The organism is Lelliottia sp. RD5, assembly GCF_056032945.1.
In genome coordinates this window covers 72,624-91,949 of record NZ_JBVYHQ010000001.1, presented here as the reverse complement: position 1 = coordinate 91,949, position 19,326 = coordinate 72,624, and the positions used below count along the sequence as shown (strand labels likewise).

Sequence of the window (19,326 nt, the reverse complement as noted above, 5' to 3'; positions counted from 1 at the left end):
AGAAAACCGGCGCGTGGCCGGTCTGTTTTGAAAAGGTGAGAAGCAGAATTAGCTGACGATATCTGCCCGGTAGTTCAGGCTGACAGGAACGGTGTAAGAGACGTCCGTCGAAATGCCCCGGAAGATACCCGGCGCGCCACTGATCGAACTGATGAAACCATTACCTTCAACTTCCAGCCCTTCAGGGAAAAGCTCAGCCACCCGGCCCGCCAGCGCCACAGCAGCTGAGCGGCCAGTGCCAATGGGAGCCACAACGTTGATCTGATACACACCAGAATAAACTCGACAGCGCAGACCGAGATCAAGCGTGCGAGGTGTGGCGGGCATGTCGTGTACCGCGAGGTAAATCGCATCGGCAGGCGGTGTGAAGGGTACATTTTCCCAGGCAACTGCGATGCTCTCAGCATCGGCCCAGGCACCAAGCCTCACGGCCAAAGCCGCAGCAATATCTGGGATCACTTCACCACCTCCCTGATCGCTTCGTCAAAGAAACGCTGAAATTCTGCTGCCGTGATGCGCACCATCCCGCCCGGCGCCTGAGTGGAGTGCCCCATTTCAAGTGGATAGGCGTAAGGTACGTTGTTGCAGAAGTAGATTGAACTCATCCCCACTTTGAACAGTGAAAGCGTGTAGTTCCCTGCGGCTTTGGTGAGATCGCCTGTCTTATCAATCCGCCCGTTTTCCTCGATCGTGGGTGCATCAAACGACACCTGCCAGTTGCCGCGAAACCGCCCACCTGTGTAGCCTGGCGGCACTTTGATATCCATCCTATCGACAACCCGCGCTTTTTTCTTCAGTCGCCCGGTTTTCGTGAGGTTGGCAGGATCTGTTCTTTGCGCCTCGTTGTGTTCATACACAGCGCGGTTATAGGATGCGGCCGTTTGATTGATTTCCCAAAGCTCAGGGTTTCCGACGGGAGACATCATGACCAGCTGATTGAGGATTCTTATTCCAACCGCGCGAACCACCGCATCCTGGTTGGCTTTTGCCTTATTGACGAACGCAGTGATATCCGCGATGAATGCAGCATTCTCGCTCATACTAGGCCCTCAATTGCGTTTTATAGCAGAGCACCACATCTGCCGGCTTCGAAGGATTCGGTTTCACCACCCGATGGGTGATACCGTCCACGTCGATCAGGTCTCCGGTTTTGATTTCCTGCTCTGCGGTAAACACGATACGAACATCCCCGCTTTCGATTACCGTTCCGTCGATCTCGCCTGGCTGATAATCCGTTTTTACGCCCGTGGTTGTGAAACGAATATCGTCAGACCTGTGCTCAATACCAGCAATCACCGTCACCGAGCCCTTTCGGATGACGTTATACGAAATGCCGTTCTGCCTGATCATGCGGGTGGCAGTGGCTTGCATGCGCTGATAATTGATTGCCATTACGTACGCTCCGCAAAGGAATTGATGGCATAGCCACGACCACCAGCCAGATCGCCAAGAATTGCCATGACTGCCGGGTAGGACGGTGTAAAAACCTCACCATCTGCGACCGCGTAGGTCATGGTGACTGCCCCTTCCACGCGCTCGGTCTTCACAGCCGCCTCGCGTGTACTTGCAAGCAGATCGCCGTCTATCGCCTCGACCGCCAGCATGCACTGTGCGGTGATAACCTCCTGAGGTAGTTCATCAGGTGGAAGATCGTGACCATCCAACACCACGTTCAGGCGCGGCCATGCAAGCGGTTGTCGGGGCTTCGCCTTTGAGCCTACCCACTCCAGACCTTCCAGATAGTCCATCGCCTTAATCAGCAATGGAGATAGCTTCTCAGGCAGCTCAATGCCACGCAGCACGGCGAAAGATAACAGGTCTTCCTCGCTGGCGTAGCTGTTGGCGCCATCACTGGTGATATCGGTATTAATCATGGAAATATCCCGAATGTGGGGCTTTCGCCCCATGCGTTACTCGCCGGCAGGTGCGGTGAAAGTGATTTCATCACTGGTTTTCGCCACACCATCAACCGTACCAGTGACCGTAAAGGTCCCTGCTTCGCCAGCGGTAAGTTTTACCGTAGCACCACCAGCAGAGCCAGTCTGCGAGCTCTCAGTGCTGAGCGTGCCGCCCGTCGATGACCAGGCCACACTCTTGCCTGCAACGCCGGAACCGTTGAGCGTATATTTCAAAGAAAGCGTTACCGCGTCGGTGCTGTCAGCGGTCGCGGATGATTTATCCGCTGACAGCGTTACTCCCCCGCAGCAGTTCCCAGCTTGATCAGAACGCCGGCCGTGGATTTGTTGCTGGTGAAGTGCTTCTTCCAGTTGCCGGCAGTACCGATTTTGGTCAGGTCTGGGTTATCGCCTTTTGACGTATCCCAGCTGTAGCCAAGCAGATCGACGTTCACAACGCCTTCGGCGCGATAGCCAATCGCGAGGTTTTCCTGATCGTTGATGTCATAGGAGCGGAAACCAGGCGCCTGAGATTCGGTCACGGTTACCGCCCCGGTCACCAGTCCCAGAATAGCATCGGCGTCCATGGTGTCGGTTACCAGAACCGGTTTACCGAGGGTGCCCGGCTGGCCTCCGTATACCACCACGCCTGCTTCTTCATAGATTTTGTTGGCGATCGCCTCATCAACGATGTCGAAGTAGGTGGCGGAGTGCATGACGAACAGAACCACACGGTTAAACTTATCGCCGTATTTACGCAGACCGCGCGTCAGGGTCTTTTTGCCATCCGTTTCGATATCAGCGGTCACCACCATTTCAGCGTTTGCGCCGATCGCCGCGGTCAGTGCCTTCAGACCGTACTTAACGTAGCCCTCCAGCGTTGCATCAGCCACATCGGTGCCAATCACCTCAGAGAACTCGTCAACGGAGCGGCCACGGCGTTTGAATGCTTCTTCGGTGGTTTCATACGGGCCATATTTCCATGGAGCTTTAACGGACACCGCTTCGGCCGCACCGATTTTTTTACCCGTTACTTTGTCGGTGGAATTCACATCACGCGATTCGATGGAGCCACCAACCGTGTAGAACGCGCGCTTACGGAAATCTCCGTCAATCAGTTCGTTGTCCAGCAGGATAGCCCCGTTGGAAGAGGCGTTAAAAATCTCCAGATTGTCCTGGCGGCGCTCCAGAAATGCGGTTTGCGCCAGGTCGTCATAAATAATCAGATCGGTGTTAACAGTCGTCATCGGGTAAATCCCTTATTTCGGAAGTTTGAGGAAGGCCTGCTGGCCATGCTTGCGGATGTAGTCCGCCTTGTTGCTGGCGCTCATTTCGGAGCGTTTCAGGCTGCCACCACCGTTCGGTTTATGCCCGCCCGCGCCGGTGCCTTCCGCGCGAGGAAACAGATGTGGAGCCGTCTCCTTGAGAGACTCGGCCCACTCAAGCGGGCTAAGCGGGGTTTTCCCGTCCTTACCGAACAGAACGTCGCCATTTGCATCAACCGCTACGGCCTCGCCTTCGTCGTTGAGCTTGAAAGTGCCTTTGGCACGTAGGATCAGGTCGTCAGATGCTTCCGGTAGCGCGCCGGTTTTAGCGGCAGCTGAGCGGATAGCATCGCCTAGTACGCGATCCCGGAATTTGTTGGAGAACGCTTCGGCTTTATCCGCACGTTCGTTTGCTACTTTGATCTGCTTATCAACGTCAGCGCGCAGGCGCTCGGTGCGCTTATCGAGCACCTCGTCAATTTTCCCGGCGGCAATCAGCTTTGCCTCTTCATCGTCGGAGAAACGTTGCAGGATGCCGCGCACGGCGTCTGGATCGATACCATCAAAGCGGGACAGGTTTTCTTTCTGCTGCTTGATGGTCCCCAGCAGCTCAGAGTTTTTGGTTTTAAGACCGGTGACTTCGCTCGTCACGCGTTCGTCGATCAGCTTCTGGATTTCCGGCGTGATTTCGACACCGCCCCCACCACCTCCTTCACCGCCGTTTTCTGGAGCGTAAAATTTCAGAAGCATATTTCGGATTAACATAATGTCCCCTCGGGATTTTGCCGGGCCTCGCCCATAAAAAAGCCCCGGCGGGTGCCAGGGCATGATGTAAGTGCTGATCGTTAGTTGTCGGTACCTGAAAGTTGCTTAAGTCGTTCCAGTGTTATCCATTCCCCTTTGTCCGTGAACATGTCACTCAGGTCGATTTCGCCGGCACGGAGCAGACGCCCGCGCTCTACACCAAGCACCTGATCCTGCCGCTGTGCCGGCTGACGCTTGAGCCACTCCAGATACGTGGTTTTCGCCGGAACCTGCCCGTCCATGCTCGCGCGGGTGCCCTCGTCCATTTCATCAATATCGATGCCGAGTTCTCGCCATGATTTGAGGATCAGCGTTTCGGTAGAACGGCAGCAAAAGTGGATTTTCCCCGGTCCCTGCAGATAAGGCACCTTGTGCCCCACCGGCTTGTTGTCCAGGGTGTATCGCAGCAGATCGCGAACGATGCAATCGTGGCTGGTATTGTTGTCCAGCGTAGACAACCATTGCTTTCCTTTCACGATATCGCTGTTGGCGCTGGTAAAGCTGTTACGGGCGGTCGCAGCCAGATGATTTACAGCCGTTTTAGCTATGCTGGCAGCATTTGCCCTGCTCATCTGCAGCGCGCCATCGCGGTAGTCTTTGTTTGCGTGACCACGAACGTTTCGCGCGATCGCTTCCACCGTATCGCCTGCCAGATAACCACGCCGCACGGCGTTAACAACGCGTGCCAGCCTGTCCGACTCAAGATTGCTCGCCCACTCACTCAGCAACCGCCCCTGAAAGGGCTGGGCCATCGCCGCGGCATAGACCATATCGGCGGTAATGTCCTGCAGCGGGTAACGAGAAAGAATCTGGGATGGCAACAGGGAGTCGAACAGGCTCAACTGGTAACTGGCCTCATTCTTTGCAAGAGCCACCAGCTCGCTTTGCAGTCCGGTCTGCATCGCGGAAACGGCCTGGTGATTCAGTTCACGCACGCTACCGAGCAGACTTTCCAGCCGTTTAACGGTGAAGCTTTCCGGTGACAGCCTGTCCAGCGCATCCAGCAAACGCGCCGACAGGTCTGCATCTGTCTCGTTGAGGAGTTTAACCATCCTGTTGGCTACGCCGGTGGCGTAACGGCTCAACCACACGGAATGCGCGATCGCCTCATCACGCAGGCTTTCATTAACGGTTGGCATGCTAGCCTCCTGTCATGGTGGGTGCCTGGTTGCGAAGCGCATCGATCACATCATCAGGATTATCTGCCGGGTCAATCAGATCGAGTTTCTGCAATGCCCGAATCATATCGGTATCGCGCAACGCGCCAGACTGCCATGCGTTTACAATCGCCGTGACCATACCGGACTCGGCCACCTTCGCAATGAATTCCTGGTTGATGGTGTAAGCAGGAGACTCGCCTTTGAGACCGAGGTATTTCGCACACCAGCCAAGCGCCAGCGTGTAAGCTTCAGAGACGTTCGAGACGCAGATGCCCAGCACTGATGTTGATGAGGATTGCTCCCCGCTCGCCTGCGTCGCCGTCTTCGCTGTGGCGTTCTGCTCAATCAGTCGGGCTCCCAGCTGCACCATGTAATCGCGTTTGCTGTCCATTGCCTCTTTCGCCAGCATGTTAGGCTGCGCCTGTGCATAGCCAAACGAACCTTCTTTAGGAAGCAGTAGCGGTGACCGGGAGCCAATTTTGACGCCCTTCTTCTCGAGGTGATCGCGCCAGCCGGTATCGAGCCCAGTCATGTACGGCTGAACCTGACCGCAAAACCACACGCTGTCTTCATAGTCAGCACTGTTTCGATAATGGCCGTGGTTTATCTCGACCAGCGCGGCAAGCGGTGAATCATCGATAGTGGGATCGTTGTTTTGGGCGCCAACAAAGGTGAACGGGATTTCATCCCAGTATTCCTGCCCCTTAGGCTTTGGATGGTACTCGCTGTCTACGGTGTAGGTTCCGCTTGCAGTGCCACCAGCACGTCGCCAAACACGGCAGATGAATTTCCCTTCCTGCAGCGACAGCTCGCGGTACTGGATCTCCTCCTTGTAAGCGTAACCATCCGGCTCCTCTACGCATTCACGTAGCACCACCAGCACCAGCTGGTCACGCCCATTTATGCGCTTCGTTCGCCAGTTGGTGATGTTCTCTGCCGGATAACGAAGGATGATCGCCTCTTTCGTCGCCTCGGCGTAATCGACGTAAACTCCCTCACGTGCAACTTCCAGAACGTTCTCGGCCACCAGTTGCGACTGCTGATAAATACTCGTCCCCGCGCCGTCGGCATTGCTCAGGAGATATTTGAGCTTGTCGGAGCCGGTAAAGGTCGGGTCTTTGCGATAAGCCATGCCCAGCATGCCGATTTTCGTATTGCCCGTAATGGCGTAGAAAACCGCGCGGCTCAGGTAGTCCTCGTTGCGCTTACGGTTGCGAGAGGATTTATCAGTCGGATCGAGGAACGGTAAATATTTATTGCCCGCTTCCTTAACTGCCTCAGCACCTTTGCAGAAGTCGCGGTATTTCCGCCAGGCAGCAGAAGCCGCCCGGTGTTCTGGTCGAACCCAGGTGATGTCGTCGTTTGCCATATCAGAAAGTGGTGTCCATGGTGATTGAGTAGGCTGGCTTCACGATCGGGTAATCCTTCACGATGAAGTACCCACCAGCGTCGTTGGGGTGATCGTTATCAGCTGACTTATCCGGTTCGCCGTTTGCCGCCCATATCTGCTGCTCGAGGCTTTCGGTGTAGACCGGGCAATTCTGGACGTTGACCAGATATCGCCGCTCACCGTTAGCATTACAGAACATGGCGTTCATCGAGTTAATGCGGTCTTTAACCGGCGGGTTGGCATCATCGACTATAACGCTGAATCCAGCGTCGTTAAGCTGGGCGATATCGGTCTTGCTGGCGTTCTGCGATTTGCGGGAGTCGCCGGAGGCATCCGGATAAATGTAAATCTCCCGACTTTTAACGTATCGACCGCCCTCGTAGCGCCAGAACTCTTCCTGTATGCGCTTAATCATCGCCGGTGTGTCGTAGACCTTCACCAGCTCACGAACGGCGCGCGGTAAGCTGTTGCGTTTAACGTGAACAATCGCAGCCATTTTCCCCACGTTGAAGTCCATGCCGATAAACAGTGGATCGTTGTCCTGAATCTCGTCAGTGCAGTTATTCAGTTTACGGTTGAAGGTGTGGTAAATCGTTCCGCTGTTCAGGTTAGTGAACTTGCCGCGCAGATAGGCCTGGATCAGCTCGTCCGGGTATGAGCTGAGCAACGACGGAATGTAATCGTCAGGGAGGTTCTTCGCATTGTCGAACGTGCTGGCCTGAATCAGTCCGTACAGGGCTGTCAGTTCAGGCTTATCCCGCACCGCTTTCACGAATTGCTGGTAGACGAATTTGAACCCTTCCGGCGTGGTCGTGACGTCAATACCGTTTCGCAGACCCGGAACGTTGTAACGCATACGTGCGATGATTTTTCGCCACGCCTGCTGAGCTTTCGCCGCTGGCATCACGTCCAGTTCATCGACCATCGCATTACCGATTTTGAAACCGACTATTGAACCGGGTTTCTCCATCGAGCGGCAGATCGTTGTTCCGCGATAGCGTCGCCCCTCGTAGAAGTGAACCTCTTTGTTCCCCTCGTTGATTTTGACGCTCAGTCCCCAGTCGTGGGCCACCTCCTCAACAGTGGGATAGAAGATGTCGCGTATCTGCGGGTAGGTCGGCGCGAAGTAGCCCTGGTTAATCTTTGGGAACTCCCACATTCCCTTACAGATGCCGCCGCAACCCACCCAAGTCTTCCCCGACCCAAACCCGGCCACGTAAGCTTTGAACTTGTTGGGCATAGCAAGGAAGCGGGCCTGCGGGATGTTAAGTGTCGGGCTGATCCCCATCGTCTGCCCTCGCGTCCACTACGTTTATGTTGATTTGTACTGGTGTTGGTTCTTCGTCTTCCCCGTCACCGGCAAGCTCTTTGCGGAGTTTCTCAACCTCCAGCTGCCGGCGGTCGATTTCGATTTGCTGCAGCCGCTGCGCGAACTCGCTATCCGCCAGGCCAAGCCGCTTCATCACCGCTTCGAACATACGCTCACGGCTGATGGCAGTTATCTCTACACCGTTCTTGCCAACCTTCACACCGGAGTAAGCGAGCCGGGAATCTGCGGGAAGTTTGCGTGTATCAGGGAAGTAAGGCTGACCAATGCCGTCGCCGTTGCAGCGTGGGCATTCGGAGTTAGGCTCTTTGTTGTGGTCGTAACCATAGCCGCCAGTGTCCTCCGGCAGTCGTGCACCTTCTCTGCCCTCTGTCTTGACCGTCTCTTCATCGAACTCAACTACATCGCGCCACTGATAATGGTGCCCGAAGCCCCAACAGTAACGACACGCCCCGCGGCGATACTGCGAAAGCTGGTTTGCATCGAAGGTAGCGAGCTGCCACATCTGCGCGAGCACTTCATCGGCACTGCCAAGTGTGCGCGCAATGGAGGCTTTCTGCTGCTGCGCAATGGCCTGCGCAACCCTAGTTTTCCCTAGTAGCTCAGGTCCGATTTTGTCAGCATTCCGCTTGCTGTACCCCGCCCGGATAGCTGCCTGTGTGGCATTGTGATCCTTCAAGTACTCCGCAACAAAGCATCTTTGCTGTGCCGTTAATCCATCATCACCTACCAGCTCATCTGCGCACTTTTCCTTTTGCGCAGTGCGCAGTTTCTTCTGCACAGGATTTTGCGCACTTTGCGCAGTTAGCTTTTTGATATAACGGCGTGCGGTCGCATAATTCAGTCCCTGCGCTTCACACCATTCCTTCGGTGATACGCCGGTTTCGGCATGATCGGACAGGAACCGTTGCTGAAGCACGCCCCAGTCCGGTTTTGCCATTGTTTTCTCTATATAACTGCAACTGTGGATGAGTCTTTATCAAACGTGAGATGCGTGTATTATTTCTGTGCTGGCTACATTCATATAAATCTGAAGCAGGAATAGTTAATAATGATAAAGAAGTGTTTATTTGGAGCTGTGCTGACATTAGCCGCCACATCTGCGGATGCTGGATGCTGGGTTGTAAGCAATCTAACTGGCGTAGGTTCCCAACAATACAATCAATTTCAGTTCAAAAAAGACGGTTTCTCGGGAAAAGTATTTGTACTCAACATTGATAAAAACTCCCCATCCGTTACAGATAGCATCATGACCTATACAGTTTTAAGCCCAACTTCGATGTTAGGAACGTACAATATAGGCTTGGGAATGACTATTCAGACATGGCAAATATCAACTGATGGCACTAAAGCTTTTATGACGCTTAACCGAACAAACTCTAGTAACGCGTCGCAAGATGCTGTGGGATCCTTTGTAGGTGATATTAAAGCCAAATGTGACCCTCAGCAGTAGCGGATGAAACTGCATCCCTCGTTGCTTCTTCGGACATACTGCATACATGGAAAAGCATGTGTTGCCATTACGATGGTTCTGCCCATGGTAATGGCAATAAAAAACCGCCCGGAGGCGGTTTGAGAAGAGTTAATCGCTGCTTTTAAAACTATTCAACAGCATTGACTGAAAATCAACCAGAGATACTTCATCAATTACCTTACCAGTAATTATGATTTTCATTCGCCCTATCACATCCAACCCGCCAATAATCCTGATTTCGGCTGAAAATGTCTTACTGCTCCTGATGTAATCAATGAGGCTCTTTATGTACTCTTCCTTACCATAAACCGCGAAGCAGGGCGTTCCGCAGTGCATAGTCTCCAACCTTCCCTCAAGCATCATGATGCTCCGCAGGAAATAGGTAACATTGAGTGTAGTGGTAAGACATGCTTTACCCATGATTACTTTTTCGTAATTGTCATCTGCGAATGGTTCTGCATTGTTACCGAATTAGAATGGTTTACTTTCTACGCCTAAGCTGCGCAATCAATAAATGGAAAAGGCTTTTGGGATTAGGTGGTGTATCACAGCATATTCTGAGGGCAATTCATTAGCCATCGGAATTATGAGCTGAATTTTTCTCAATCCAGTTACCTTCCTCATCTTTTACGACCTCAATAAATTCATCAGCCGGATCAGATGCCCCCCCTTCGTCATCCCACTCATTTAATGAGTGTTGCCATTCTTTCTGTGTCAGGACTTTCCCAGTAATAGAACTACGTAGATAAATCGTCATAATACGAACTCCATAATCATGGGCACTTAGTTAACATTGTAGACGAGCTGTGATTTGCATCTGACCAGAGCAGATGGAAAATGACACAATGAATTGATATTTAATGAATATAAGCACACCGTTCTTTCTGGTAATGCCATTATCCTTAGGAAAAAACTGACTAAATGATGAATTACCTGTGAATAACGAACAGTGATTTACATTTTGGGCATAGCAACGCCTGTTCCTGCCGTACCTTTGTTGTCGGATGATTAGAATTAAAGCCGCATATCGGACAAGTCACTGTAGTTTTGGTCGCAGATTCAACACGTTTAAGTGCATAATCGAAGAATGACATAATTTTAGCCTTTATAAGAGTAAGGCTTATCATACCACCATTGATTACTTTTTAATCGCAATCACTGTCCGCATAGCACTTAATCACCGGGTTAATGACTTGCATGGGGTTATCACTCTTTTCATGGTGCGCGTGTGAAGCTCTGGTCCAATCCCCTTACAGGGACTTTATCTCCGTAAAGGTTTAGTCATTATCAAGCCCACCAGCAGATGAGCTTTGTTATGGTTACTGTGCCGGCTGAATATCGATGAAGTATTCTTTGCCCTGCTCGAAGTGTTCGAAAGCTGCCGGGTTTGACACATGCATCGTTAACTGACCGCCAGGCGTGTACTTTGACCACGCCTTGTTTTCTTCGGTATCAGCAGTAACTGGGCTCATGTGGATGGTTCGATACGAGTCATCCTCTGCCTTCTGAATTGATTGGCAGAAAAATTTTGCACGTACGGTCATTGGGAATCCTCAGTTAGTAAAAAACCCCGCTATTGCGAGGCTCTATTTCAAACACTGCGTATTGATGTATTCCTGCAGCGTTCTTAATGCTGTTTGGTCGTTGAGGATTCCGGATCGGATACCGAGAACGTTTCGTCCAGCAACATCAGAGAGTTCGACGGTGGCATCATTGCCCATGCCGGAGGTGCTGGCGGTTTCGGTTGAGGTTGGCACTGGACACTTGCCTTTGACGTGCACCCGACCACCATTATCAAGCTTGCGCTGCAGAGCAACATTTTCAGCTTTTGCATAGGCCAGTTCCTTCGTGTATTTGGCATCCAGCGCAGCAACATCTCGCTGCCTGGTTGTCATATCAGTGATAGTGGCGTTAGCCAGGCTGAGTTTCTCAATGGCCTTATCGCGCTGATCTTTGTAGGTGATGGCGTTGCCGCGGTAGTGGTTAATCGCCCACGCCATCGATACCAGCACGCAAATGACAACCGCGCAGATAACTGCGGTGAGACGGCTCATTTATCCAACCCCCAGCACGCCAGCGCGCTTTCCTGGTCACGACGCTCAACCTGACCATAGCAGCCGTTCTTCTGGCCTTTGGTCAGTCGACAATCCCTGCCGCCGTCTTTAATCCACCAGCGGATTGCTTCGCATGCCCCTTTACGGTCACCTGCGTTGATCCGCTTATAGAAGGTAGAAGGGAAACATTTACCGGGCCCGATGTTGTACGGGCAGAAAGATGCAATGCCCACCTTTTGCGGTGCGGTGAGCGGCACTGTGATATTTCGGTCCACCCATGCAAGCGCCTTGTCGCGCTCGATGGAATTCACCTCGTCGCATTTGGACTGCGTCAGCTTCATGCCCTGTACAACGGGTTTGCCGCCAACCATAGTGGCGCCGCGGCAAATCGTCCATATCCCGGAGCCATCTATATACGCCGTCGTGCTGTTACCTTCTTTCTCATTCAAGAACTGATCGAGGATGACAGATGCCGGTGCGCCAGCGAGAATTAGTCCCAGAACGGCAGCGCTTAGCTTTGCTCTGTTTCCCATTAATCGCCCCTGGCGGCTTTACGCCGATCTTCTTTGATTTTGAAATAAAGGTTTGTCAGATACGTAAGCAGGCCGAAGAGGAGACTCCCAAGCACGCCTATAGCAGCCCATTGAGATGGACTGACCTTATCAAGCACCTGGAACATCCAGAATCCGGCGTTTCCAGCTGATGCACCATAGGCAATGCCTGTTGTTAGTTTGTCCATTCGATACATGCTCTCACCTCACATAATTAGTGGGTGTCAAAAGTTTGATAGAAAGGTTAGAAATGTCATTCTTTACCGCTGGCATAATAATAAAAGCAGTAACAGCCATCGAAGACTTTGAACTATATGGAGAAGTAATGAAGCTCTTTCACGGAACATCATCTCATGCAGCAGAACTTATTGAATCATGCGGATATATAGCGAAAAATATTGACAGAACTTATGGTGAAGACAGTGCATTAGCCACTACTGATGGCTATATCTACCTCACAAATCACCCCGGTTATGCTGCCTACATGGCAAACAAAGAGGCCATGTTCAAAAAGGCAGACTTTTTTGTTGTTTATGAAATTGACGTTGAGGAGATTTTGCTAGAGCCTGACATTGATGAACTAATCTATGTCAGTGAATTGTCCGAAACTGAAGCAAAAAAATGCTCACTAACTCAATCTTTAAGTCTCTCTCGAAGCTGCCGCGCTCCGCATAATCTATATATTGGAAAAGAAGTAATAAGAAAAGTAACGATGCCATCATCTTCTACTAAAGTTGCATCAGATTTAATGCCTACGAAAAATGTAATCTGCTTTAGAAGAGAGAATCAAGAGAGCCAAGCATTAGAAATACTTGATCAAGTCGGGTGGGTCCGTCTCACTGACTAAACAGAACAAAAAAGCCCCACGGTGTTAACCGCAGGGCTTTAAACGAAGGCAATAACCCATCGTTAGAGCAAAATTACCACAGTTTCGGGAAAAGTAAATAGCTCACGATAAAATAACGCCCTATTTTGTTATCTGCTTAAATTGCTCTTCTGCCCAGGCCTCTTCGACATCAAACTTGGTGATTAGCTGATCGTAGAATGGCTTAACGGACTTCTTCCAGGTGTCTAGCGTGATGGCATCAGTTATCTGGCAAACAGCTGCATACGCCTCAGTCGAAGGGATTCGCTCATAGCCGCGCCCACTGCAGCGTTTGCAATCGGCCAGAACCGGCACGCCCTGCTTATCGGTGAGAGCTTTGTTAACCGCTTTACCGCGGCCCCGGCAATCGCCGCAAGCGCAGCTAATCACCTTTTTCCCATTGCAGGCTGAACAGATAACACGCGCCCCCTCTTTCACCTGGCGTTTAACTTCAAAATCACTCGGAGACTGCTTGAGGTCTTTTGCCCACTGAGGGAGTTTCATGGTGTAGTGCGATTTCATCGTAAACACGTCAGCCTCAATGAACCCCTGCCCAGCGCAGCATTCGCACTGCTTCACGCTGGCGGCGCTGCGAGAATAGTCCTCAAAAGCAAAGGTGGCCAGCTGGCGCATCACCAGCGGTTTAACTCCGGCGTCCAGTTTGCGCAGGGCCGCTACGCTATCGCATTTGGTCAGTGCATACTCGGCCAGCAGTTCGATCGCCCTCTCCCGGTCGTTATTGCTTATACCCATTTTGCCGAGAAAAGCACTGTAACCCATGGCTGCGCGTTCCTGCGTCATGCCCATAGCGGCCATGATATCCGTACCTGTTAGCGAGTCCGAGGCAGTTGCGCGCGGTGAGTCGCTAATCAGCGTAGATTTTGCGAAGTGATACTTCACAGTGTTTTCGAGATTCATACTGCAGCTCCTGCCATCTGGTATATGCGAATAAAGTTACGAAGGATGCGGTAGTCCACCAGCACGGAACCCGGCCGGCGGAAAATGCGCAGGCGCTGCCAGCGTGTCCGGAGTATGTCGATTAGCTCTGGTTTCATGCGGCCTCCTGCTGTTTAAGGTCTTTGAGTTTTGCGCGGTACTCATCGCGTATCCGGACGTAGTCTTCGCGTTTCCATTTCGGTAATTCGTGCGGCCCCATAAGGGCATCAAAGCGCGCCTGACCTATCTTCAGAATCAGCGCGGGTCGATAGGCGATCAGGTTTCCTGACAGATGATTGTTGCAGGGCGCGCACTGGCGGTGGCAGTTGTCCTCGTTGAAGCGCAGTTCGGGATTGGCGCCGGTCGTGCGAAAGTGGCCAGCGTGATATTGCCCGTCATGGTGGCGACCGCAACTGATGCACGGCAGATGGCGATCCCGGTACCGTATGTACTCGTTGAATGCCTGCTGAGCCTGCCGGATGAAATAGCTGATTGGCTTCACCGCTTGTCGGCGTTCCGCCTGGCGCTGGCGTCCTACTTTCTCCACTTCCCGTTGTTGCTTTTGCTCCTTGCGTTGCACGGCATCTCTTAGCTTTTGAGTCTGTTCTTTGCCAACCGCGCTGGCGCATTCAAACGAGCAAACGATCTGACCGTCACGCGCAGGATGGAACCACTGGCGACAATCTTTGTTCGTGCACTTACGACGGGGTATCTTAGCCACGCTCACCCCCACATCCGGTTTTGCCAGCGGCGATCGGCACGCGGCGGATGATTACTTTCCGGCAGCCGGGCGCTAACGGTCCATGTGATGTAATCGGGGTTGAGGCTACGTTCGACGTGCACTCCGCGGCGCTTATATTGCGCCAGCAGTTCATCTGCTTGCTCTGTGCTGCACTGAGCGTGATGGAACCAGGTATATTTCATCCCCATCACCCCGCGAAGCCAAGCAGTAGCGCGGCGATGCTCTCAACTTCGCTTTGGCTGCGGAATGAACGGGACAGAATCCAGCGCCAAAGGACATCGAGTGCTGCCTTGTAGAGCTGCTGGAATTCAAGTTCGTCCATGTTGGCGAAAGATATGCTGCGGGGATGTTTGCGAAGTGTGCCGTCAGGCAGCTGAATAGCGTCGAAGTGCCCTGCCTCGACTATTACCCAGGACCGGTACGCATCAAACGACTTACAGAGGCTAATTCCGTTCGTGACGCGCCGGCTTGCGATTTGCTCGAGATACTGTTCAGCGGCATCGATTAACGTCGTTTCATTCCCGGCGTATGACGCGAGAAATTTGGCGTAGCCGGTGATCAGCCTGCGTTCGTTGGATGAGATCGCCCCACCGGTTGGTTCCCAGTATTCGAAACCGAGATTGAGGAGCGCGAAGAAACGCCGGTGGAATGCCGGGTTGCGGACCCGTTTGAACTCAGCAACGAGAACATCGCCGAGACGGATTTTTGATTGCAGAATATCGCTGGTCTCGTGCGTAGCCGGGATCAGTATTCCTGTATGATGCTTAATGAGTTGTAATTCGAGCGCCATGGTTCTCTCCGTGGCGCATCAGGTATAGGTTGTTCAGGCCTATGAGGGAATAATATCAGACGGTGGGATAAGTCGATAGCCGAGACGCGTAGCAAACTGCATAAACCCGTTGAGGGTAAAGATTTCTTCATCCTCAAGAAGAGGACGCAATGAAACCAATCCATTTACGCGATACACCAGATATCTTCCATCTGCCGGGAAGCTGTAAATAACTGCCTTATCGCCTCTTCTGACCACATCATACCATTGGTCATCCGCTGTAAAAGTACCGGTACTTCTCACTATTTCCTCCCTGAGCGACATATTGACGCAGTTAATAATTATCGGGAGCAATTCTGTTAACGCAACGAGCGATACTCTTTGAAATTGCTCCTTTAAAGTTTATGCGATCAATAAAACCACTCGTCCGCGCTTTCCCAAGTCTCCTGAACCAGACACTCCACATCCTTTTTATCACCACCAAAAACTGTAAGGCCATCAGTGCTTGCGCGCCTGATGGTTAGTTTGCAGTCTGTGAATTTTTCGCTCAGGCGTTTAAGGAGTTCAGCCTCCAACGCTGGTAAGGCTCCCTCTGGAAGTTTCTTCATACGATCGATAGTTAACTCAACTTTCATTTTCCCTCCGCACTAAAGCACTGTATGCATGTACAGTGCATTTATAAACTTATCTTACGGATTTTGCAAGGTTTCCTGACAGGAAGGTTTAAAAAATGGATTTCTAGGGTTAGGAAATAGTCGTTTATTTATGATCTCAAACTGCATGGAGGAACTACATATATACGATTTTCACGTCCACTTTGTGCCAGGAGCGGACGTTATGCTAATCATTAATGAGATGATTCGGTTGGAGCGTACGCTTAGCCAGTTTCTTTTGCAGAATGATAACGATAATGGGGAACCCTGAGGCGGATATTGCACATACCACCAGCAACGTGTTCATATTTTGTGGTGCTATGGCGTGCCCAGGTAATAGAAAAGCAGACAGAAAAAATGCGACCGTTGTGATCAGGTACATTATTGATGACTGCAATGAAGAGAATCCCGCTCGTTGCCTGTCATCAGGAAACTGAATGCTCACCGCCGAGGAGGAAACCAGACGACTGTAAGATGCACCGAGAAATAAAATAATAAATAGCGCCGGATACGAATAGCCCATAACAGGTATTAGCAAAGCGAGTAAAAAAATGAAAGTTGACCCTGTAGCCAGACTCACAGCAGAAAAATGCGGAGTTAACGCGCCTGTCATTTTTGTTGACAGGTATCCTGCAACGCCCCCGGCGAAAAACAGCCATGGCAGCAGGTATTGAGAGGCCCCCAGTTGCTGGGTCATTAATGGTACCAGAACAGGAATGACCAGCATCGGGCTAAACTGTACCAGTGCATTACTGGAAGCGAACAGTAAAGTATTAACGTCGAGAGGCAGTGCGTGGGTTGTGTCGAAAGAGACTGGATCCTGAGGGATGATGGAAACAATCAGTGGCAATGCCAACAAACACAGCGTACTGATTAACCACAATGCGACATGCCAGCCGTAATGAGCACACAAAAATAGTATCGTGGGCATTCCGACAATACTTACCATCGAAAATGATGCAATGACCGTCGCCAACATTTTTCCTCGCAAGTTAGCCGGGGCGAGATTTATCAATATACTAATGCCCACCCCCATTGTTGTGCCTCCTACCAGTCCTGCGCAGAATCGTAATGCAAGCAGAAGGCTAAAGCTGGAGGTAAATGTCGTCAAAAGTGTCAGTAGGCCGAGTAGTGCCATATTGGCGATTAAAAAACGTTTCTTATTAAAACGACCAATCCAGTAAAAGGCGATAATTCCCGACAGGACCGCCCCGAAGGTATACATGCCGGATACGTAGCCTGAGAATGATACGGGAACGGCGAAGTCTGCTGCCATAAAAGCAAAAACAGGGTTGAACATCATATATTCCAGTGCATTTGTGAACTGGATAAACGCCATCACAACCGCTATCCGGATGAGGGCTTTATAATTAAACGTTGGTGTGACCAGTGACATAGCAAGCGACCTGAGGATGAAAGATATCTGAGTTTAACTGCTATCAATGTTGCTCAGTAGATGGTAAAACAGGCACTTATTATTATCATTTATGGGATAGTTTATGCGGCCAGCTCTTGATTTTAATACCCTGAAAGTTTTCATTGCGGTGGTTGAAAGAGACAGTTTTGTTGGGGCATCTAAAGTCCTTGAGATGCCGACATCGAACGTGAGTCGTTGTATTTCTCAGTTAGAAGACAGACTGAATCTTCAGCTCATTGAGCGCAGCACCCGACATATGAAGCTCACCCAGGCGGGTCACCTGCTCTATACCCGGGCGAAGCCATTACTGGAAGCGCTTGAACAAACTGAAACAGAATTAACGTTGCGGCAGATGCAGCTCAAGGGGCCACTACGTATCTGTATTCCCAATGAAATAGGTCCTGCACTGCTAGGTTCTGTGATTGCCGATTTCGCCTGCCAGCACCCGGATCTAGAAATTAGCTGTGTCACAAATTTGTCTGGTCTTGAATCCCTGCGAGACGATCTGGATTTAGCCATTATTGTGAGCCGCGGCCAACTGGATGACAGTGATTACATAGCCCGTCATCTGGTAACTATTCCTTGCACCATCGTTGCAGCCCCCTCCGTGATTCAGCGTTATGGCATCCCTTCTCGTATACAGCAATTTGAAACATTACCCTGTATTACCACGGTAAACGCACTTAAAGGTGCTCCCTGGCAGTTTGTGAATAAAAAGGGGGGATTCGAGACGATTAAGGTTAAAGGTCATTACCGGGTAAACAGCGGAGAGATGGCAGGACGCGCGGCGGTAGCGGGTGTCGGTTTCGCTATTCTTTCAAAACAGGCCTGCCAACCCTATATCGACGATGGACGGCTGATCGAGATTAAGTTTGAACAACCGCCAGCCCCACTTCAATTGTTCGCACTTTATTCAGACAGGCGTTATTTGCCTGCTAAAACACGAGCGCTTATTGAATATATACAGCAGAATTTGAGCAATATATCCTTAGCAACCTAAGGATGTATTAAACAGCCACAGAGAGTCCCAGTGTTACAATAATCTCTAAATGCAGAACTTCCGCTGCTCGCTCACAGCGGACCTCCAGCTCAGTTACCTGGTCCGCTTAGTGCCAGAAGCGGACATTTAAAAATTGCATGTGGTTATTAATGGGTAGTCAGGGACAGATGAACAACGAACTCGTCATTGCCAGAAAGAGCTGTTGAAAATGTGCCCTTAATGGCGGAATAATATATGACTGTTATTAATGAATTTAATGGAATGAGAGAGCAGGGAATGAAAGCGAATGAAATGATAACGAAAATTTTTATGCTGACATTTGTGGCCAGTCTGGCAACAGGTTGCGTGCCATTACAACCTTCCGGGTGCCATAAAACCACTGCAAAGGGTAATTGCGGTTCTGGAAACTGGGATGATCAGGACGAATGGGGTGTGCAAGCGCGGGCGATCAGAGCAGCGATAAATGCAAAACTTGCTGAGCCACAAAACTGGAATGGAAAGAAGTGCAGGTTACATATTGAGTTTGCGCAGAATGGTGCGGCTTTAAACATATCCACTAGCGACGGTAATAAAGCATATTGCGAAGCGGTAAAATCAGCAGCCCAGAAAGCCACATTTCCAGCCTTCACAAATCAGGATGTATACCGCGATTTTCAAAAATCTCGGTTTGATTTGCGCGGTTAATCATACCATGGACATGAGTATGTCTGCTCATAGCAGACCATCTGTCGAGTAAAACATGCCGCAAACAAAGCGGCGACATCTTTGGTCGTGGCATGTCCGTATTTTCTTACCAGCGCGATGATCCAGGAGATAATCAACCTACGTTCTTCCTGCGTGTTAAGTCTCGCCGTCGGCTATACCCTCCCACCAACTTTCATTCGCTCATACTTCGCCTTGAGCGTCTCTGCAGGTGTCGGACCTTTCGGCGCGACTGGCGACGCCAGCGCCCGACAAGCAAGCGTGTTTGTCCGCTCAGAGCCAGAAGCGTACATTGCTAATGTCTGCATTGCATTCACCAGAG

Annotated in this window: 30 protein-coding genes and 1 pseudogene; 4 read left to right on the top strand and 27 right to left on the bottom strand. The window is 51.1% G+C overall.

Annotated features, from left to right (window positions below; translation table 11 throughout):
• Positions 1 to 48 precede the first annotated feature (48 nt).
• From AC0LWE_RS00515 to AC0LWE_RS00465, 11 genes are all read right to left on the bottom strand, one after another.
• Positions 49 to 459: a DUF4128 domain-containing protein gene (locus AC0LWE_RS00515; RefSeq protein WP_202666655.1), complete on the bottom strand. Its 411-nt coding sequence runs from the start codon at positions 457 to 459 to the stop codon at positions 49 to 51.
• Positions 456 to 1,040, bottom strand: coding sequence for a hypothetical protein (locus AC0LWE_RS00510; RefSeq protein ID WP_474264559.1), 585 nt, complete (start codon positions 1,038 to 1,040; stop codon positions 456 to 458). Before AC0LWE_RS00510 ends, AC0LWE_RS00515 begins: the two co-directional genes overlap by 4 nt.
• A 1-nt stretch (position 1,041) precedes the next feature.
• On the bottom strand, positions 1,042 to 1,392 hold the full coding sequence (locus tag AC0LWE_RS00505; RefSeq protein WP_202666653.1) for a hypothetical protein: 351 nt from the start codon (positions 1,390 to 1,392) through the stop codon (positions 1,042 to 1,044).
• Positions 1,392 to 1,874 carry a DnaT-like ssDNA-binding protein gene (locus tag AC0LWE_RS00500; RefSeq protein WP_202666652.1) on the bottom strand — a complete coding sequence of 161 codons (483 nt, stop codon included), beginning with the start codon at positions 1,872 to 1,874 and terminating at the stop codon, positions 1,392 to 1,394. The genes AC0LWE_RS00505 and AC0LWE_RS00500 overlap by 1 nt, the downstream gene beginning before the upstream one ends.
• 36 nt (positions 1,875 to 1,910) lie before the next feature.
• Complete coding sequence (locus tag AC0LWE_RS00495; protein WP_336994416.1) at positions 1,911 to 2,189, bottom strand: Ig-like domain-containing protein; 279 nt, start codon at positions 2,187 to 2,189, stop codon at positions 1,911 to 1,913.
• Between the two features lie 2 nt (positions 2,190 to 2,191).
• Positions 2,192 to 3,142 carry a major capsid protein gene (locus AC0LWE_RS00490; protein WP_202666651.1) on the bottom strand — a complete coding sequence of 317 codons (951 nt, stop codon included), beginning with the start codon at positions 3,140 to 3,142 and terminating at the stop codon, positions 2,192 to 2,194.
• 12 nt (positions 3,143 to 3,154) lie between these two features.
• Positions 3,155 to 3,925 (bottom strand): hypothetical protein, encoded by a 771-nt coding sequence (locus AC0LWE_RS00485; RefSeq protein WP_336994409.1) that lies wholly within the window; start codon positions 3,923 to 3,925, stop codon positions 3,155 to 3,157.
• Between the two features lie 80 nt (positions 3,926 to 4,005).
• Entirely contained in the window at positions 4,006 to 5,103 is a 1,098-nt protein-coding gene (locus AC0LWE_RS00480) for a phage minor head protein (protein WP_336994408.1), read from the bottom strand.
• 1 nt (position 5,104) lies between these two features.
• Positions 5,105 to 6,493 (bottom strand): DUF4055 domain-containing protein, encoded by a 1,389-nt coding sequence (locus AC0LWE_RS00475; protein ID WP_336994407.1) that lies wholly within the window; start codon positions 6,491 to 6,493, stop codon positions 5,105 to 5,107.
• Position 6,494: 1 nt separating this feature from the next.
• A complete protein-coding gene (locus AC0LWE_RS00470; protein ID WP_336994406.1) occupies positions 6,495 to 7,802 on the bottom strand; it encodes a terminase large subunit domain-containing protein in 1,308 nt (435 codons plus the stop codon).
• Positions 7,780 to 8,781: a terminase small subunit gene (locus AC0LWE_RS00465; RefSeq protein WP_202666646.1), complete on the bottom strand. Its 1,002-nt coding sequence runs from the start codon at positions 8,779 to 8,781 to the stop codon at positions 7,780 to 7,782. The genes AC0LWE_RS00470 and AC0LWE_RS00465 overlap by 23 nt, the downstream gene beginning before the upstream one ends.
• A 111-nt stretch (positions 8,782 to 8,892) precedes the next feature.
• On the opposite strand from AC0LWE_RS00465, the gene AC0LWE_RS00460 reads away from it, so the two are divergent.
• Entirely contained in the window at positions 8,893 to 9,294 is a 402-nt protein-coding gene (locus tag AC0LWE_RS00460) for a hypothetical protein (protein WP_202666645.1), read from the top strand.
• A gap of 129 nt (positions 9,295 to 9,423) precedes the next feature.
• Here AC0LWE_RS00460 and AC0LWE_RS00455 read toward each other — a convergent pair whose 3' ends face one another.
• The 7 genes from AC0LWE_RS00455 to AC0LWE_RS00425 form a co-directional block, all read right to left on the bottom strand.
• A complete protein-coding gene (locus AC0LWE_RS00455) occupies positions 9,424 to 9,678 on the bottom strand; it encodes a hypothetical protein (RefSeq protein ID WP_202666644.1) in 255 nt (84 codons plus the stop codon).
• A gap of 208 nt (positions 9,679 to 9,886) precedes the next feature.
• Entirely contained in the window at positions 9,887 to 10,072 is a 186-nt protein-coding gene (locus AC0LWE_RS00450) for a hypothetical protein (protein ID WP_202666643.1), read from the bottom strand.
• 172 nt (positions 10,073 to 10,244) lie between these two features.
• Complete coding sequence (locus AC0LWE_RS00445; RefSeq protein WP_237729465.1) at positions 10,245 to 10,409, bottom strand: YnfU family zinc-binding protein; 165 nt, start codon at positions 10,407 to 10,409, stop codon at positions 10,245 to 10,247.
• A 225-nt stretch (positions 10,410 to 10,634) separates the two neighbouring features.
• Positions 10,635 to 10,859 (bottom strand): hypothetical protein, encoded by a 225-nt coding sequence (locus tag AC0LWE_RS00440; RefSeq protein WP_202666642.1) that lies wholly within the window; start codon positions 10,857 to 10,859, stop codon positions 10,635 to 10,637.
• A gap of 42 nt (positions 10,860 to 10,901) precedes the next feature.
• On the bottom strand, positions 10,902 to 11,369 hold the full coding sequence (locus tag AC0LWE_RS00435) for a lysis protein (RefSeq protein ID WP_279063468.1): 468 nt from the start codon (positions 11,367 to 11,369) through the stop codon (positions 10,902 to 10,904).
• Positions 11,366 to 11,902 (bottom strand): lysozyme, encoded by a 537-nt coding sequence (locus tag AC0LWE_RS00430; RefSeq protein WP_202666640.1) that lies wholly within the window; start codon positions 11,900 to 11,902, stop codon positions 11,366 to 11,368. The genes AC0LWE_RS00435 and AC0LWE_RS00430 overlap by 4 nt, the downstream gene beginning before the upstream one ends.
• Positions 11,902 to 12,117, bottom strand: a complete 216-nt coding sequence (locus AC0LWE_RS00425) for a class II holin family protein (RefSeq protein WP_181827731.1) — start codon at positions 12,115 to 12,117, stop codon at positions 11,902 to 11,904. Before AC0LWE_RS00425 ends, AC0LWE_RS00430 begins: the two co-directional genes overlap by 1 nt.
• 53 nt (positions 12,118 to 12,170) lie before the next feature.
• Between AC0LWE_RS00425 and AC0LWE_RS00420 the strand changes: the two genes are divergently transcribed.
• Positions 12,171 to 12,767 carry a hypothetical protein gene (locus AC0LWE_RS00420; RefSeq protein WP_279063470.1) on the top strand — a complete coding sequence of 199 codons (597 nt, stop codon included), beginning with the start codon at positions 12,171 to 12,173 and terminating at the stop codon, positions 12,765 to 12,767.
• 120 nt (positions 12,768 to 12,887) lie between these two features.
• On the opposite strand, the gene AC0LWE_RS00415 is transcribed toward AC0LWE_RS00420, so the two are convergent.
• The 8 genes from AC0LWE_RS00415 to AC0LWE_RS00380 all read right to left on the bottom strand — a co-directional run bounded on the left by AC0LWE_RS00415 (position 12,888) and on the right by AC0LWE_RS00380 (position 17,281).
• Complete coding sequence (locus AC0LWE_RS00415) at positions 12,888 to 13,703, bottom strand: antitermination protein (protein WP_202666638.1); 816 nt, start codon at positions 13,701 to 13,703, stop codon at positions 12,888 to 12,890.
• Positions 13,700 to 13,840 carry a YlcG family protein gene (locus AC0LWE_RS00410; protein ID WP_336994404.1) on the bottom strand — a complete coding sequence of 47 codons (141 nt, stop codon included), beginning with the start codon at positions 13,838 to 13,840 and terminating at the stop codon, positions 13,700 to 13,702. The genes AC0LWE_RS00415 and AC0LWE_RS00410 overlap by 4 nt, the downstream gene beginning before the upstream one ends.
• The gene (locus AC0LWE_RS00405) at positions 13,837 to 14,442 is read right to left on the bottom strand and encodes a recombination protein NinG (protein WP_474264551.1); all 606 of its coding nucleotides are present in this window, start codon (positions 14,440 to 14,442) and stop codon (positions 13,837 to 13,839) included. The genes AC0LWE_RS00410 and AC0LWE_RS00405 overlap by 4 nt, the downstream gene beginning before the upstream one ends.
• A 2-nt stretch (positions 14,443 to 14,444) precedes the next feature.
• Positions 14,445 to 14,651 carry a hypothetical protein gene (locus tag AC0LWE_RS00400; protein ID WP_474264549.1) on the bottom strand — a complete coding sequence of 69 codons (207 nt, stop codon included), beginning with the start codon at positions 14,649 to 14,651 and terminating at the stop codon, positions 14,445 to 14,447.
• Positions 14,651 to 15,253, bottom strand: a complete 603-nt coding sequence (locus AC0LWE_RS00395) for a DUF1367 family protein (RefSeq protein ID WP_474264547.1) — start codon at positions 15,251 to 15,253, stop codon at positions 14,651 to 14,653. Before AC0LWE_RS00395 ends, AC0LWE_RS00400 begins: the two co-directional genes overlap by 1 nt.
• Positions 15,254 to 15,292: 39 nt before the next feature.
• Positions 15,293 to 15,535 carry a hypothetical protein gene (locus AC0LWE_RS00390; RefSeq protein WP_279063472.1) on the bottom strand — a complete coding sequence of 81 codons (243 nt, stop codon included), beginning with the start codon at positions 15,533 to 15,535 and terminating at the stop codon, positions 15,293 to 15,295.
• 107 nt (positions 15,536 to 15,642) lie between these two features.
• On the bottom strand, positions 15,643 to 15,867 hold the full coding sequence (locus tag AC0LWE_RS00385) for a DinI family protein (RefSeq protein ID WP_279063473.1): 225 nt from the start codon (positions 15,865 to 15,867) through the stop codon (positions 15,643 to 15,645).
• 205 nt (positions 15,868 to 16,072) lie between these two features.
• The gene (locus AC0LWE_RS00380) at positions 16,073 to 17,281 is read right to left on the bottom strand and encodes an MFS transporter (RefSeq protein ID WP_174343214.1); all 1,209 of its coding nucleotides are present in this window, start codon (positions 17,279 to 17,281) and stop codon (positions 16,073 to 16,075) included.
• A gap of 103 nt (positions 17,282 to 17,384) precedes the next feature.
• On the opposite strand from AC0LWE_RS00380, the gene AC0LWE_RS00375 reads away from it, so the two are divergent.
• Together AC0LWE_RS00375 and AC0LWE_RS00370 are read left to right on the top strand one after the other, a co-directional pair.
• Positions 17,385 to 18,302: a LysR family transcriptional regulator gene (locus AC0LWE_RS00375; RefSeq protein WP_174343215.1), complete on the top strand. Its 918-nt coding sequence runs from the start codon at positions 17,385 to 17,387 to the stop codon at positions 18,300 to 18,302.
• Positions 18,303 to 18,611: 309 nt separating this feature from the next.
• Positions 18,612 to 18,986 carry a cell envelope integrity TolA C-terminal domain-containing protein gene (locus AC0LWE_RS00370; protein WP_423790489.1) on the top strand — a complete coding sequence of 125 codons (375 nt, stop codon included), beginning with the start codon at positions 18,612 to 18,614 and terminating at the stop codon, positions 18,984 to 18,986.
• Here the strand turns inward: AC0LWE_RS00370 and AC0LWE_RS00365 are convergent.
• Positions 18,983 to 19,141: pseudogene (locus AC0LWE_RS00365) on the bottom strand (hypothetical protein); the annotation flags it as partial. The gene AC0LWE_RS00370 and the pseudogene AC0LWE_RS00365 overlap by 4 nt on opposite strands.
• Positions 19,142 to 19,326: the final 185 nt, after the last annotated feature.